Origin of the sequence: Enterobacter sp. K16B (assembly GCF_020216105.1) — a bacterium.
Classification (GTDB): domain Bacteria; phylum Pseudomonadota; class Gammaproteobacteria; order Enterobacterales; family Enterobacteriaceae; genus Enterobacter; species Enterobacter sichuanensis.
Genome location: NZ_JAIWJZ010000080.1, coordinates 56,945 through 71,036 on the forward strand (window position 1 = coordinate 56,945; position 14,092 = coordinate 71,036).

Here is a 14,092-nt window from a genome sequence, read left to right on the forward strand (position 1 = left end):
ATTTTTTCTGTAGGGAAAACGGGCATGAAGCAGCAGGCCGGCATAGGTATTCTTTTGGCGCTCACTACCGCAATGTGCTGGGGTGCGCTGCCAATTGCAATGAAGCAGGTACTGGAAGTGATGGAGCCGCCTACGGTGGTCTTTTATCGCTTTCTGATGGCAAGTATCGGCCTCGGGGCGATTCTGGCTGTCAAAGGTAAGCTTCCTCCGCTGCGACTCTTCCGTAAACCGCGCTGGCTGGTGTTACTGGCTATCGCGACAGGTGGACTGTTTGGGAACTTCATTCTGTTCAGTTCTTCCCTGCAATATCTTAGCCCTACGGCGTCACAGGTGATTGGTCAGCTTTCACCCGTGGGCATGATGGTCGCCAGCGTCTTTATCCTCAAGGAGAAGATGCGTGGTACGCAGATTATCGGGGCGAGCATGCTGCTATGCGGCCTGGTGATGTTCTTCAACACCAGTCTGATCGAGATTTTTACCCGGCTGACCGATTACACCTGGGGTGTGATCTTCGGTGTAGGGGCAGCAACGGTCTGGGTGAGCTATGGTGTCGCGCAAAAGGTGTTATTGCGTCGTCTTGCCTCACAGCAGATCCTCTTTTTGCTGTACACTTTGTGTACACTGGCGTTGTTGCCGTTAGCGAAGCCGGGGGTAATCACCGAGCTTAGCGACTGGCAACTGGCGTGCCTCATTTTTTGTGGGCTGAACACGCTGGTTGGTTATGGCGCGCTGGCCGAAGCAATGGCGCGCTGGCAGGCAGCACAGGTGAGCGCATTAATTACGCTTACTCCGCTGTTTACGCTGTTATTTTCAGATTTGTTATCAATGGCCTGGCCCGATGTCTTCGTCAGACCGATGCTCAACCTGTTGGGCTATCTCGGTGCGTTTGTCGTGGTTGCGGGCGCGATGTATTCCGCCATTGGTCATCGTCTTTGGGGACGTTGGCGCAAAAATGAAGCGGTTGTAGTAGTCCCCCGCTCAGGCGAATGAGTTACGGAGTGTAAAATGAAGTTTGTTGATGAAGCGACGATCCTTGTCGTGGCTGGTGATGGCGGCAACGGTTGCGTGAGCTTCCGCCGTGAAAAGTATATCCCTCGTGGCGGCCCTGACGGCGGCGACGGCGGGGATGGTGGTGACGTGTGGCTGGAGGCGGATGAGAACCTCAACACGCTGATCGATTACCGTTTTGAAAAATCCTTCCGCGCTGAACGTGGTCAGAACGGCCAGAGCCGTGACTGTACCGGCAAACGCGGAAAAGACGTCACCATTAAGGTGCCTGTCGGTACGCGTGTGATTGACCAGGGGACCGGTGAAACCATGGGTGACATGACCAAACACGGTCAGCGCCTGATGGTCGCTAAAGGTGGCTGGCACGGTCTGGGCAACAGCCGTTTTAAATCATCTGTTAACCGTACGCCACGTCAGAAAACCATGGGCACACCGGGCGATAAGCGCGATCTGCAGCTGGAGTTGATGCTTCTGGCAGACGTGGGCATGCTCGGGATGCCAAACGCGGGCAAATCGACGTTTATTCGTGCCGTCTCTGCTGCGAAACCAAAAGTGGCGGACTATCCGTTTACGACCCTGGTGCCAAGCCTGGGCGTTGTTCGTATGGATAACGAGAAGAGCTTCGTGGTTGCCGATATTCCGGGTCTGATTGAAGGCGCAGCGGAAGGTGCCGGTCTGGGTATCCGCTTCCTGAAACACCTTGAGCGTTGCCGCGTCCTGCTGCACCTGATCGATATCGATCCAATTGACGGTTCCGATCCGGTAGAAAATGCCCGTATCATCGTCGGCGAGCTGGAGAAATACAGCGAAAAACTGGCGAACAAACCGCGCTGGCTGGTCTTTAACAAAATTGACCTGATGGATAAAGCTGAAGCGGAAGCAAAAGCGAAAGCCATTGCTGAAGCGATGGGCTGGGAAGATAAATACTATCTTATCTCCGCCGCAAGCCAGGTTGGCGTGAAAGATCTATGCTGGGATGTGATGACCTTCATCATCGAGAACCCAGTTGTTCAGGCGGAAGAAGCCAAACAGCCAGAAAAAGTCGAATTCATGTGGGATGACTACCACCGCCAGCAGCTCGAAGAGCTGGAAGCGGAAGAGGATGATGAAGACTGGGACGATGACTGGGATGAAGACGACGAAGAAGGCGTCGAGTTCATCTACAAGCACTAATCGTCGTGAAAGGCCCCTGTTGATTCAGGGGCTTTTTTTATTCTAACGTTGCCGGCAGCCAGCAACTGGCAATGAGACCGCCTTTCTCGCCATTCTCCAGCGTCAGTTTTCCATGATGAAGCTGCAGGATACGCTGCACGATGCTCAGGCCCAGGCCACTGCCACCATAGCGTTGGTCGAGACGGCGGAACGGTTCTGTGATTGACTGTCGGTGCGCTTCATCGATACCGGGCCCCTGATCGATAACGCTGACCTGCGTTCCGCCGCCCTGCGCGGATAATGTCACTGTGATGGTTGTCCCTGCAGGGCTGTAACGTCCGGCATTTTCAAGCAGGTTGCGCAGCATAAGACGCAGAAGCACAGCGTCTCCCTGCACCGTGAGCGCACTTTTAGGCGGCCAAATGACCGTATGCTCTTTGGCTTCATGCTCAAGGCCAAGCGGCGTAATAATCGTGTCTGTCCAGTTCACCGTCTCGTAGTGACCGCTCGCCATCGCCTGCCCGGCGCGCGCCAGCATCAGCAACTGTTCAATCGTGTGCATCAACTGATCGATACGGGTTATCAATGTCGCGGCCTGCGGCGCGCCTGACTGCGCCATGAGTTCCAGATGCAGCCTGATCCCGGCGAGGGGCGTTCGCAGCTCGTGTGCGGCGTCGGCGGTAAACAGCCTCTCTTGTTGAATGGTATGATCCAGCCGGGCAAGCAGCTGATTGAGAGAGGTGGTGACGGCGCCAATTTCTTCCATGTCAGAGTACATCGGAAGCGGGGTCAGGTTATCCGCCGAACGATTCGCCAGACTGGCACGCAGTTTATTCAGGGGCCGGGTTATCCAGGTGACGGCCCAGAAGGAGAATAACAGGGTGAAGCCGACCATCACCAGGGAAGGGACCAGCAGCGAGGCAATCGCTTCACGGATCTCTTTCTCGACATGGTTATTACGTGATTTGGCAGACAATGTTTCGTTGACCAGAAAACCGATCTGCTCGCGGCTTTCATGCCAGAGCCAGATCACGCTGATCAGCTGGAAAAACAACAGTATCACCGCCAGCAGGACCATTAACCGCCGACGCATGCTGTTCATTTCTGACTCTCCAGACGGTAACCCACGCCGCGGACGGTTTTGATCCTGTCTTTCCCGAGCTTACGACGCAGATTATGGATATGAACCTCAAGGGTATTCGACCCCGGATCGTCCTGCCAGGAGTAGATATCCTGCTGGAGGGTTTCACGGTGCACCGTCTGTCCGCTGCGCATAATCAGGCGCGTAAGCAGGGCAAACTCTTTGGGCGTGACTTCTACCGGCTGGGACTGGCGCAGGACCTGCTGGGTTTGCAGATTCAGCGTGATATCGCCGTCGGTGAGTAAGTTATCACTGTGTCCCTGATAACGGCGGATTAGGGCCCGGACGCGCGCCTGCAACTCTGCCAGAGCAAAGGGCTTCACCAGATAATCATCGGCTCCAGCATCAAGGCCGGTAATACGATCTTCAATGGCATCGCGTGCCGTCAGGATCAACACCGGATTAGCGATGCCGCGGCGGCGCCACTGGGTGAGCAGCGTCGCGCCGTCTTTATCCGGTAAACCTAAATCGAGGATCACCAGACTGTATTCGCCGCTCTGGATCAGGGCATCGGCCTCCGCCGCCGTGGCGGCGCAGTCGAGGGCATATCCTTCACTGGCCAGCGCAAGCGCCAGCCCTTCCTGTAATAACAGATCGTCTTCAACTATAAGTAGTTTCATCGCTAGTTATTCTGGTAGATGTCCTTATAAAGCCTGCTTTCGAAGCGAACCAGTGGGATACGGCGGTTGCGCTGGTCGGTCGGTTCGACGGCATAGCCGGAAAGATACTGCACGAATGCCATGCGCTGTCCGCTGGCGGTAGTGATGAAGCCTGCAAGGTTGTATACCCCTTGCAGTGAACCTGTTTTGGCTGACACTTTACCATCAACGCCGGCAGCGTGAAGGCCGGCCCGGTATTGAAGTGAACCGTCATGCCCGGCGAGCGGCAGCATCGAGATAAAGTTTAGCTCAGTGTCATGTTGAGCAATGTACTGAAGCACTTGCATCATGGTTGCCGGGGCGATCAAATTGTGTCGCGATAACCCGGAGCCATCGACAGCGATAGTATTACCCAGATCGATTCCCGCCTGCTGACGTAAGATCTGACGGACTGCATCGGAACCTGCACGCCAGGTTCCAGGAACGCCAAAGCGCGCGTGACCAATCATGCGGAACACCGTGTCAGCGATCATATTGTCAGACTTCTTCAGCATGATCCTTAGCAGATCGTGCAACGGCTCAGACTGTTTGCTGGCGATAACCGTGCCGGGTTGATTAACCTGCGTCTGGCGCAGCAGGGTACCGGTATAGGTGATCCCTGCCTGTTTCAGTTCGTCCTTAAGAATGGCGCCTGCGTAGCTTGCGCCATCCTGGATGGCGAAGGCCAGCGGCAGTGGATCGGCACGCTGCGTCAGGCAGCCGGTAAGCGTGAAGCGATTAAGATCGCCGGGCACCACATCCAGTTCGCAATACTGTGCATCCGGAGAGCCCTTGGCCAGCGTGCGGACCTGGCTGAACATCGTGACCGGGTAATAAGACGCCACGCGGATAAACGCTAAATCATCCGGTTTGGGAGCGCTGTAAAGTGAAACCGAGAAGCAGTTTCGGTCAACAATCGCGGCGGCGGGTGGGGCGCTAAAGCATTGCGTCATGTCATTCCACGGCCAGCCGGGGGCTTTATCGTGGCTGGCAAAAATGGAGGTGTCGATCAGTACGTTGCCATCAATCTTCTGCACGCCCGATTTTTTCAGCACCGCCACCATATTACGGATATCCTGGCGTTTAAAGGTCGGATCGCCGCCAAAACGGGCGATCAGATCGCCTCTCAGCTCGCCATTTTCGACCTTGCCTTTGGTCTCAAGCGTGGTGGTAAAGCGGAAGTCAGGACCAAGCTGAAGGAGGGCGGCAAGCGCAGTGATCACCTTCTGGGTGCTGGCAGGCAGGGCCATCTGTTGACTATGGTAGTCAATCTCCGGCGTCTGCGCCCCGACCTTTTGCACCATCAAGGCAAGGTTGGCACCTGCGGGCAGTTGATTAATATACTCATCAACATTCGCGGCCTGAACGCTGAACGTTATACTGGTAGTCAATCCGATGATAAATCTGGAAAATCGCATAATCTCGCGCTAACAACCCGAAAACAAACCGTCATACTACGGTGCATGGCACTGCAAAGTAAACGATGACCCATAGTGAACTTCGCGGTAAAATGCGTATCAAATTGAAAATTGCTGCTGACCTGGGGCGTTGCTCCCGGGTCGGTTTTCTTTTTGCTTCTGGCCTGCTCTTGAGGGCCGGGGCAGGGAACACTGCTCCCAACAGGAATGTTTAAGAGGTATAACAAATGCAAGCTATTCCGATGACCTTACGTGGTGCCGAAAAACTGCGCGAAGAGCTGGATTTCCTGAAATCCGTTCGCCGCCCTGAAATCATCGCCGCTATCGCGGAAGCGCGTGAGCATGGCGACCTGAAAGAGAATGCTGAATACCACGCGGCGCGTGAGCAGCAGGGTTTCTGTGAAGGGCGTATTAAAGATATCGAAGCGAAGCTGTCGAATGCGCAGGTTATCGATATTACCAAAATGCCTAACAATGGCCGCGTGATCTTCGGCTCAACGGTTACCGTGCTGAACCTGGATACCGACGAAGAGCAAACGTATCGTATCGTGGGTGACGATGAAGCCGACTTTAAACAGAACCTGATTTCGGTGAACTCACCCATTGCTCGCGGCCTGATTGGCAAAGAGCAGGATGATGTTGTCACCATCCGCACCCCTGGCGGCGAAGTGGAATACGAAATTATCAAGGTTGAGTACCTGTAATTCGCCTCTCTGCAAAGATGTTGATACATTGTAAAGAAAGGAAAAAGGCCGCATAGCGGCCTTTTAACAACTCAAGGAGCATGGCATTTTGCTCACCCGCTGACAGAAATCCCTCGTTTAACACAGAAAATGTGTTTGATTCAGGATATCCTTAGCGTGGCAGCGAGATTTTACGCTCTTTAGATGGGCGATAGAGCACCAGCGTTTTACCGATGACCTGTACATTACAGGCGCCGGTTTCGCGCACGATGGCTTCCACGATCAGGTTTTTAGTGTCTCTGTCTTCAGAGGCGATTTTCACCTTGATCAGCTCGTGGTGTTCCAGCGCTTGTTCAATCTCGGCAAGCACCCCTTCGGTCAAACCATTGTTGCCAAGCATCACTACAGGCTTGAGCGGATGTGCCAGACCTTTAAGGTGCTGTTTTTGTTTAGTACTCAGATTCATCGTATATTTTTGCTTACGTTGGGATTGAAAACGGTTCATTCTACCGCCATCTCCCTTATATCGCCAAATAGCTGCGTAGAAATTTACGTCACAGGCAAGCAACGATGAACCAGGACGGAAATGTTAAATGACAGGTAAAAAGCGTTCTGCCAGCTCCAGCCGCTGGCTTCAGGAACACTTTAGCGATAAATATGTTCAACAGGCACAGAAAAAGGGGTTGCGTTCCCGTGCCTGGTTTAAACTTGATGAAATACAGCAAAGTGACAAACTTTTTAAGCCGGGGATGACGGTTGTCGACCTCGGAGCAGCACCTGGCGGATGGTCCCAGTATGCGGTAACGCAGATCGGCGGAACGGGCCGAATCATCGCGTGCGATCTTTTACCAATGGATCCCATCGTCGGTGTCGACTTCCTTCAGGGCGACTTTCGTGATGAATTAGTGCTGAAAGCGTTACTTGATCGTGTAGGTGACAGTAAGGTCCAGGTTGTCATGTCAGATATGGCACCAAATATGTGTGGAACACCGGCGGTGGATATCCCCCGCGCCATGTATCTGGTGGAGCTAGCGTTAGAAATGTGTCGTGATGTACTAGCGCCTGGTGGTAGTTTTGTTGTGAAGGTGTTTCAGGGCGAAGGTTTCGAGGAGTATCTTAAGGAAATTCGCTCCCTGTTTGCGAAGGTCAAAGTTCGTAAGCCGGACTCTTCCCGGGCCCGTTCCCGTGAAGTGTATATTGTAGCGACCGGGCGAAAATGATAACCGGTAGATTTCAGGCGAAAGTTTGAATGAAACTGGATATAGAGTATCCTGACGCTGTTTTTAACACAGTTGTAATATGAGGTTAATCCCTTGAGTGACATGGCGAAAAACCTAATACTCTGGCTGGTCATTGCCGTTGTGCTGATGTCAGTATTCCAGAGCTTTGGGCCCAGCGAGTCGAATGGCCGCAAGGTGGATTATTCTACCTTCCTGCAGGAGGTCAATCAGGACCAGGTTCGCGAAGCGCGTATCAACGGACGTGAGATCAACGTTACCAAGAAAGATAGTAACCGTTACACGACTTACATCCCGGTGAACGATCCTAAGCTGCTTGATAACCTTCTGACCAAAAACGTCAAAGTTGTAGGCGAGCCGCCAGAAGAACCAAGCCTGCTGGCTTCTATCTTCATTTCCTGGTTCCCGATGCTGCTTCTTATCGGCGTCTGGATCTTCTTTATGCGCCAGATGCAGGGCGGTGGTGGCAAAGGTGCCATGTCGTTCGGTAAGAGCAAGGCGCGTATGCTGACGGAAGATCAGATCAAGACCACATTTGCTGACGTCGCCGGTTGTGACGAAGCGAAAGAAGAAGTGGGTGAACTGGTTGAATACCTGCGTGAGCCGAGCCGTTTCCAGAAACTGGGCGGTAAGATCCCGAAAGGCGTTCTGATGGTTGGTCCTCCGGGTACCGGTAAAACCCTGCTGGCGAAAGCCATCGCGGGTGAAGCGAAGGTGCCGTTCTTTACTATTTCAGGTTCTGACTTCGTCGAAATGTTCGTGGGTGTTGGTGCATCTCGTGTGCGTGACATGTTCGAGCAGGCTAAGAAGGCAGCACCGTGCATTATCTTTATCGATGAAATCGACGCCGTAGGCCGCCAGCGTGGCGCGGGCCTTGGCGGTGGTCACGATGAACGTGAGCAGACCCTGAACCAGATGCTGGTTGAGATGGACGGCTTCGAAGGTAACGAAGGTATCATCGTTATCGCGGCGACTAACCGTCCGGACGTTCTTGACCCTGCGCTGCTGCGTCCAGGCCGTTTCGACCGTCAGGTTGTTGTCGGTCTGCCGGATGTTCGCGGTCGTGAACAGATTCTGAAAGTCCATATGCGTCGCGTACCGCTGGCACCAGATATCGATGCGGCAATTATTGCGCGCGGTACCCCGGGCTTCTCCGGTGCGGACCTGGCTAACCTGGTCAACGAAGCTGCACTGTTTGCCGCTCGCGGTAACAAGCGCGTGGTGTCGATGGTGGAGTTCGAGAAAGCGAAAGACAAAATCATGATGGGTGCGGAACGTCGCTCCATGGTGATGACGGAAGCGCAGAAAGAGTCCACTGCATACCACGAAGCAGGCCATGCGATTATCGGTCGCCTGGTGCCGGAACACGATCCGGTGCATAAAGTGACGATTATTCCACGCGGCCGTGCGCTGGGTGTGACCTTCTTCCTGCCTGAAGGCGACGCGATCAGCGCCAGCCGTCAGAAACTGGAAAGCCAGATTTCGACCCTTTACGGTGGTCGTCTGGCGGAAGAGATCATCTACGGGCCAGAACATGTTTCTACCGGTGCGTCCAACGACATTAAAGTCGCGACAAACCTGGCGCGTAACATGGTGACTCAGTGGGGCTTCTCCGACAAACTCGGTCCGCTGCTGTATGCAGAGGAAGAGGGTGAAGTGTTCCTGGGCCGCTCCGTGGCGAAAGCGAAACATATGTCCGATGAAACAGCTCGTATCATCGACCAGGAAGTGAAAGCGCTGATTGAACGTAACTATGGTCGCGCACGTCAGATCCTGAACGACAATATGGACATCCTGCATTCGATGAAAGATGCGCTCATGAAATATGAGACCATCGATGCTCCGCAGATTGACGACCTGATGGCTCGCCGCGAAGTGCGTCCGCCAGCAGGCTGGGAAGACCCAGGCGCTTCCAACAATTCTGACAACAATGGCACTCCGCGTGCGCCGCGTCCGGTTGATGAACCGCGTACGCCGAACCCGGGCAACACCATGTCAGAACAGTTGGGCGATAAGTAAGTCACTGCTGTTGAAATGTTTGTCTGTACCTCAAACCCTGGAGCTTGCTCCGGGGTTTTTCTTTTCTGTTAAACCACATTAATACCAGGGATTTAGACATGAAACTATTCGCCCAGGACTCGCATCTCGATCTTTCACATCCTCATGTGATGGGGATCCTGAATGTTACCCCTGACTCCTTCTCAGATGGCGGCACGCATAACACCCTGATCGAGGCGGTTAAGCACGCCAATTTAATGATCAACGCGGGCGCCACCATTATTGACGTTGGCGGTGAGTCGACACGACCTGGTGCGGCAGATGTTTCGGTGGAAGAAGAGCTGGCACGCGTGGTGCCTGTGGTTGAAGCCATCGCCCAGCGCTTTGAGGTATGGATCTCCGTCGATACCTCCAAACCTGAGGTGATTCGTGAAGTGGCGAGAGTGGGTGCTCACATTATTAATGATATTCGTTCACTGACAGAGCCGGGGGCGATTGAAGCGGCCGCGGAAACCGGGCTGCCGGTTTGTCTGATGCATATGCAGGGTCAGCCGAAAACGATGCAGGATGCGCCGAAGTATGACGACGTCTTTGCTGATGTAAATCGCTTCTTTATTGAGCACATCGCACGTTGTGAACGTGCGGGCATCCCAAAAGAGAAATTGCTGCTCGACCCGGGGTTCGGTTTCGGTAAAAATCTCTCACACAATTATGCGTTGCTTGCACGCTTATCAGAGTTTCATCATTTCGGCCTGCCGCTGCTGGTAGGTATGTCGAGAAAGTCGATGATTGGGCAGTTGCTTAATGTCGGTCCGAGTGAGCGCCTGAGCGGGAGTCTGGCCTGCGCGGTGATTGCGGCGATGCAGGGGGCGCACATTATTCGTGTCCATGACGTCAAAGAAACAGTAGAAGCCATGCGTGTGGTGGAAGCCACACTGGCAGCGAAGGAAAACAAACGCTATGAGTAATCGTAAATATTTTGGTACCGATGGTATCCGTGGCCGGGTAGGCGATGCGCCAATCACCCCTGACTTTGTCCTGAAGCTTGGCTGGGCCGCTGGCAAGGTACTGGCACGTCATGGTTCCCGTAAGATCATTATCGGTAAAGATACCCGCATTTCGGGTTATATGCTGGAGTCTGCGCTGGAAGCCGGTCTGGCGGCTGCAGGTCTTTCTGCCTCCTTTACAGGGCCAATGCCAACGCCTGCTGTCGCGTATCTGACCCGCACCTTCCGCGCGGAAGCGGGGATTGTCATTTCTGCTTCTCACAACCCGTTCTATGACAACGGCATCAAATTCTTCTCTATCGATGGCACCAAGCTGCCGGACGAAGTGGAAGAAGCCATTGAAGCCGAAATGGAAAAAGAGATCACCTGTGTAGATTCCGCTGAGCTGGGGAAAGCGAACCGTATTGTCGATGCAGCGGGTCGTTACATTGAATTCTGCAAAGGTACGTTCCCGAATGAGCTGAGCCTGGCGCACCTCAAAATTGTGGTGGACTGTGCAAACGGTGCGACCTACCACATCGCTCCGAATGTCTTCCGCGAGCTGGGTGCGAAAGTGATCGCTATCGGTTGTGAGCCGGATGGTCTGAACATTAACGAACAGGTCGGTGCGACGGACGTTCGTGCTCTCCAGGCGCGCGTGCTGGCGGAGAAAGCCGATCTGGGTATTGCGCTGGACGGTGACGGTGATCGTGTGATCATGGTCGACCACGAAGGGAATAAAGTCGACGGCGACCAGATCCTGTATATCATCGCGCGTGAAGGTCTGCGTCAGGGTCAGCTACGCGGCGGCGCGGTGGGGACCCTGATGAGTAACATGGGTCTGGAACTGGCGCTGAAACAGCTTGGGATCCCGTTTGTCCGCGCGAAAGTGGGCGACCGCTATGTGCTGGAGAAACTTCAGGAGAAGGGCTGGCGTATCGGTGCTGAAAACTCCGGCCACGTGATCCTGCTGGACAAAACGACCACCGGTGACGGTATCGTGGCCGCGCTGCAGGTCGTTGCCGCCATGGCACGTAACCATATGACCCTGCAGGATCTCTGCAGCGGCATGAAAATGTTCCCGCAGGTGCTGGTAAACGTGCGCTTCACCGCCGGCAAAGGCGATCCGCTGGAAAGTGAAAATGTGAAAGCGGTAATGGCTGAGGTTGAAGCCGCGCTTGGCAGCCGTGGGCGCGTTCTGCTGCGTAAGTCTGGTACTGAACCGCTGATCCGCGTGATGGTAGAGGGCGAAGACGAAGCGCAGGTGACGGAATTTGCGCACCGTATTGCGGATGCCGTAAAAGCTGCATAACCGTGCACACTAAATGATTAAAAAGGCGGCGTTTGCCGCCTTGGTTTTAAGCAATTAATGGCTTTTTGCTGTTTTTTTCCGCAGTTGATACAATGCGTCGAAAATGCCCTTGCGAAGGTCATTCGCTTTGGTTAGTATTCACACCCGCTTCAGTGGGAAACAAAAATCCTGCTAATTGGTCGAAGCATTGGTATGCGGCAAATCCGCAAGGAACAGGTTGATTATGTACGAAGCTCTTTTAGTTGTTTTCCTTATTGTAGCCATCGCTCTCGTAGCGCTGATCATGCTGCAGCAAGGTAAAGGCGCTGATATGGGAGCCTCCTTCGGAGCAGGCGCTTCCGGTACGCTGTTCGGTTCAAGTGGTTCTGCGAACTTCATGACCCGCACAACGGCGATTCTGGCTACGCTGTTCTTCATCATCAGTCTGGTGCTTGGCAATATCAATAGCAACAAGACCAACAAAGGAAGCGAGTGGGAAAACCTGAGCGCGCCAGCTAAAACTGAGCAGACTCAGCCAGCTGCACCGGCTAAGCCAACCAGCGATATCCCGCACTAAGTATTCTGTACCGAGGTGGTGGAATTGGTAGACACGCTACCTTGAGGTGGTAGTGCCCTAACGGGCTTGTGGGTTCGAGTCCCATCCTCGGTACCAATATTCCAGAAGAAAGACGTCGAAAGGCGTCTTTTTTTTCGTCTGTAGATTATGTGTTGTTTTCCGTAGGCCCGGTAAGCGCAGCGCCACCGGGCAAAATGGCGGGTGGCGCTGCGCTTACCCGCCCTACGAAAGACCAAATAAAAAAGGCGTCCCCAGGACGCCTTTTGCATGCTACATCAGCGATTATTTCTTATCGCTGTGCTCCAGGTTTTCAACCTGCGGCAGGCCATTACCGGAACTGGCTGACAGCAAACCGTTCTCAACGTAGTTGAACAGCTTCTCACGGGTATCGGTGATATCCAGGTTACGCATAGTGAGCTGGCCAATACGATCGTCCGGCGAGAACACGGATTCGCCTTTCTCCATGGTCAGACGCTCTGCTTTGTAAGTCAGATTGTCAGACACGGTGTTCAGGATGGAGTAGTCATTCCCGCGACGCAGTTCCAGAGTCACTTCACCCGTAATCGCACTTGCCACCCAACGCTGCAGGGCATCACGCAACATCAGCGCCTGTGGATCAAACCAGCGACCCTGATACAGTAATTTACCCAACTGACGGCCATGAGAGTGATACTGCTCGATGGTGTCTTCGTTGTGAATACCGGTCAGCAGACGCTCGTAAGCGATGTGCAGCAGCGCCATGCCCGGGGCTTCGTAGATGCCACGGCTTTTCGCTTCGATGATACGGTTTTCAATCTGATCGCTCATGCCCAGACCGTGACGGCCACCAATACGGTTAGCTTCCAGCATCAGTTCAACATCATCAGAGAAGGTTTTACCGTTCAGCGCCACCGGATGGCCGCGTTCGAAACGCACGGTCACTTCTTCGGCCTGGATTTTGACATTCTCATCCCAGAACTTCACGCCCATGATCGGATTAACGATCTTCACGCTGGAGTTCAGGAATTCCAGATCTTTTGCTTCGTGCGTCGCACCCAGCATGTTCGAGTCGGTAGAGTAGGCCTTCTCGACTGACATCTTATAGTCAAAACCGCAGGCGATCATAAACTCAGACATCTCATGACGGCCACCCAACTCGTCGATGAAGTCGGTATCCAGCCAGGGTTTGTAAATCTGCAGTTCGGCGTTGGTCAGCAGGCCATAACGATAGAAACGTTCGATATCGTTGCCTTTATAGGTGCTACCGTCACCCCAGATGTTTACACCGTCTTCTTTCATGGCGGCAACCAGCATGGTGCCGGTGACCGCACGGCCCAGCGGAGTGGTGTTGAAATAGGTCAGGCCGCCGGTGGTGTTATGGAACGCGCCGCACTGAATAGCCGCGATACCTTCAGCGACCAGTTGCTTACGGCAGTCAATCAGGCGCGCGTTCTCTGCACCATACTCTTTTGCGCGACGAGGAATGGCATCATAGTCGTCCTCATCCGGCTGACCCAGGTTCGCAGTATATGCATACGGAACCGCTCCCTTCTGGCGCATCCACAGCAGTGCAGCGCTGGTATCCAGGCCGCCTGAGAAAGCGATGCCAATACGTTGTCCTACCGGAAGATGCTTCAGAATCGTCGTCATAGAATAAAACCCTGCTTGATTGACTGATTAGAGACCGCTTTCGCTCTCTTGTGCATTTTTATGCAAAATAAGTGAGTATTCATTTAATCATCTTTTGGCGAAGACCGGAAGAGACTCGTGCGTTTTTTGTAAAAATTTTGGTCTGTTCTGTCTGGCGGATGTCGCCTTGACAGGTGGGGTCAACTATCAATATACTAAACGCCGATTTTACGTCCCGTCTTCGGTACCAAATCCCAGCATTATTTGCAAATTCTGTCCAAAACGCGTAGAATTTGCCACGTTTCAGGCGCGGGGTGGAGCAGCCTGGTAGCTCGTCGGGCTCATAACCCGAAG

General features: G+C 53.7%; 14 protein-coding genes and 1 tRNA gene. 9 read left to right on the top strand and 6 right to left on the bottom strand.

Features of this window, described 5'->3' with window-relative positions:
* Positions 1-24 precede the first annotated feature (24 nt).
* Complete coding sequence (locus LDK53_RS15160; RefSeq protein WP_025756704.1) at positions 25-990, top strand: DMT family transporter; 966 nt, start codon at positions 25-27, stop codon at positions 988-990.
* Between the two features lie 15 nt (positions 991-1,005).
* Positions 1,006-2,181: an Obg family GTPase CgtA gene (gene cgtA / locus LDK53_RS15165; RefSeq protein WP_045284746.1), complete on the top strand. Its 1,176-nt coding sequence runs from the start codon at positions 1,006-1,008 to the stop codon at positions 2,179-2,181.
* Between the two features lie 37 nt (positions 2,182-2,218).
* On the opposite strand, the gene pmrB is transcribed toward cgtA, so the two are convergent.
* Genes pmrB through dacB form a run of 3 tightly spaced genes read right to left on the bottom strand, consistent with a single transcriptional unit; the run spans position 2,219 to position 5,357 of the window.
* On the bottom strand, positions 2,219-3,262 hold the full coding sequence (gene pmrB / locus LDK53_RS15170; protein ID WP_225287493.1) for a two-component system sensor histidine kinase PmrB: 1,044 nt from the start codon (positions 3,260-3,262) through the stop codon (positions 2,219-2,221).
* Positions 3,259-3,921, bottom strand: coding sequence for a two-component system response regulator PmrA (pmrA, locus tag LDK53_RS15175; protein WP_025756707.1), 663 nt, complete (start codon positions 3,919-3,921; stop codon positions 3,259-3,261). The genes pmrB and pmrA overlap by 4 nt, the downstream gene beginning before the upstream one ends.
* A 2-nt stretch (positions 3,922-3,923) precedes the next feature.
* Positions 3,924-5,357, bottom strand: a complete 1,434-nt coding sequence (dacB, locus tag LDK53_RS15180) for a serine-type D-Ala-D-Ala carboxypeptidase (RefSeq protein ID WP_225287494.1) — start codon at positions 5,355-5,357, stop codon at positions 3,924-3,926.
* Between the two features lie 227 nt (positions 5,358-5,584).
* On the opposite strand from dacB, the gene greA reads away from it, so the two are divergent.
* On the top strand, positions 5,585-6,061 hold the full coding sequence (gene greA / locus LDK53_RS15185) for a transcription elongation factor GreA (RefSeq protein ID WP_025756709.1): 477 nt from the start codon (positions 5,585-5,587) through the stop codon (positions 6,059-6,061).
* Positions 6,062-6,212: 151 nt separating this feature from the next.
* Here the strand turns inward: greA and yhbY are convergent, their stop codons facing one another.
* Positions 6,213-6,506 carry a ribosome assembly RNA-binding protein YhbY gene (gene yhbY / locus LDK53_RS15190; protein WP_003861814.1) on the bottom strand — a complete coding sequence of 98 codons (294 nt, stop codon included), beginning with the start codon at positions 6,504-6,506 and terminating at the stop codon, positions 6,213-6,215.
* Between the two features lie 127 nt (positions 6,507-6,633).
* Between yhbY and rlmE the strand changes: the two genes are divergently transcribed.
* The 6 genes from rlmE (at position 6,634) to LDK53_RS15220 (ending at position 12,226) form a co-directional block, all read left to right on the top strand.
* A complete protein-coding gene (rlmE, locus tag LDK53_RS15195; protein WP_003861812.1) occupies positions 6,634-7,260 on the top strand; it encodes a 23S rRNA (uridine(2552)-2'-O)-methyltransferase RlmE in 627 nt (208 codons plus the stop codon).
* Positions 7,261-7,362: 102 nt separating this feature from the next.
* Complete coding sequence (gene ftsH / locus LDK53_RS15200) at positions 7,363-9,297, top strand: ATP-dependent zinc metalloprotease FtsH (RefSeq protein ID WP_013098921.1); 1,935 nt, start codon at positions 7,363-7,365, stop codon at positions 9,295-9,297.
* Between the two features lie 98 nt (positions 9,298-9,395).
* The gene (gene folP / locus LDK53_RS15205; RefSeq protein ID WP_025756710.1) at positions 9,396-10,244 is read left to right on the top strand and encodes a dihydropteroate synthase; all 849 of its coding nucleotides are present in this window, start codon (positions 9,396-9,398) and stop codon (positions 10,242-10,244) included.
* Complete coding sequence (gene glmM, locus LDK53_RS15210; RefSeq protein WP_025756711.1) at positions 10,237-11,574, top strand: phosphoglucosamine mutase; 1,338 nt, start codon at positions 10,237-10,239, stop codon at positions 11,572-11,574. Before folP ends, glmM begins: the two co-directional genes overlap by 8 nt.
* A gap of 223 nt (positions 11,575-11,797) precedes the next feature.
* Positions 11,798-12,130: a preprotein translocase subunit SecG gene (gene secG, locus LDK53_RS15215; protein ID WP_045284760.1), complete on the top strand. Its 333-nt coding sequence runs from the start codon at positions 11,798-11,800 to the stop codon at positions 12,128-12,130.
* A 9-nt stretch (positions 12,131-12,139) separates the two neighbouring features.
* Positions 12,140-12,226, top strand: a tRNA-Leu gene (locus tag LDK53_RS15220).
* Between the two features lie 186 nt (positions 12,227-12,412).
* Here LDK53_RS15220 and argG read toward each other — a convergent pair.
* The gene (argG, locus tag LDK53_RS15225; protein WP_024906366.1) at positions 12,413-13,759 is read right to left on the bottom strand and encodes an argininosuccinate synthase; all 1,347 of its coding nucleotides are present in this window, start codon (positions 13,757-13,759) and stop codon (positions 12,413-12,415) included.
* 79 nt (positions 13,760-13,838) lie between these two features.
* Positions 13,839-14,092 (bottom strand): hypothetical protein (locus LDK53_RS15230; protein ID WP_225287495.1); only part of this gene is annotated, 254 nt, incomplete at its 5' end.

What these genes read in the sequence shown, in the direction of transcription:
- LDK53_RS15160 (WP_025756704.1), top strand. Translation starts at nt 25, where the DNA reads ATGAAGCAGCAGGCCGGCATAGGTATTCTTTTGGCGCTCACTACCGCA.
- greA (WP_025756709.1), top strand. Translation starts at nt 5,585, where the DNA reads ATGCAAGCTATTCCGATGACCTTACGTGGTGCCGAAAAACTGCGCGAA.
- dacB (WP_225287494.1), bottom strand. Translation starts at nt 5,357, where the DNA reads ATGCGATTTTCCAGATTTATCATCGGATTGACTACCAGTATAACGTTC.
- folP (WP_025756710.1), top strand. Translation starts at nt 9,396, where the DNA reads ATGAAACTATTCGCCCAGGACTCGCATCTCGATCTTTCACATCCTCAT.
- cgtA (WP_045284746.1), top strand. Translation starts at nt 1,006, where the DNA reads ATGAAGTTTGTTGATGAAGCGACGATCCTTGTCGTGGCTGGTGATGGC.
- ftsH (WP_013098921.1), top strand. Translation starts at nt 7,363, where the DNA reads ATGGCGAAAAACCTAATACTCTGGCTGGTCATTGCCGTTGTGCTGATG.
- argG (WP_024906366.1), bottom strand. Translation starts at nt 13,759, where the DNA reads ATGACGACGATTCTGAAGCATCTTCCGGTAGGACAACGTATTGGCATC.
- rlmE (WP_003861812.1), top strand. Translation starts at nt 6,634, where the DNA reads ATGACAGGTAAAAAGCGTTCTGCCAGCTCCAGCCGCTGGCTTCAGGAA.
- secG (WP_045284760.1), top strand. Translation starts at nt 11,798, where the DNA reads ATGTACGAAGCTCTTTTAGTTGTTTTCCTTATTGTAGCCATCGCTCTC.
- pmrA (WP_025756707.1), bottom strand. Translation starts at nt 3,921, where the DNA reads ATGAAACTACTTATAGTTGAAGACGATCTGTTATTACAGGAAGGGCTG.
- yhbY (WP_003861814.1), bottom strand. Translation starts at nt 6,506, where the DNA reads ATGAATCTGAGTACTAAACAAAAACAGCACCTTAAAGGTCTGGCACAT.
- glmM (WP_025756711.1), top strand. Translation starts at nt 10,237, where the DNA reads ATGAGTAATCGTAAATATTTTGGTACCGATGGTATCCGTGGCCGGGTA.
- pmrB (WP_225287493.1), bottom strand. Translation starts at nt 3,262, where the DNA reads ATGAACAGCATGCGTCGGCGGTTAATGGTCCTGCTGGCGGTGATACTG.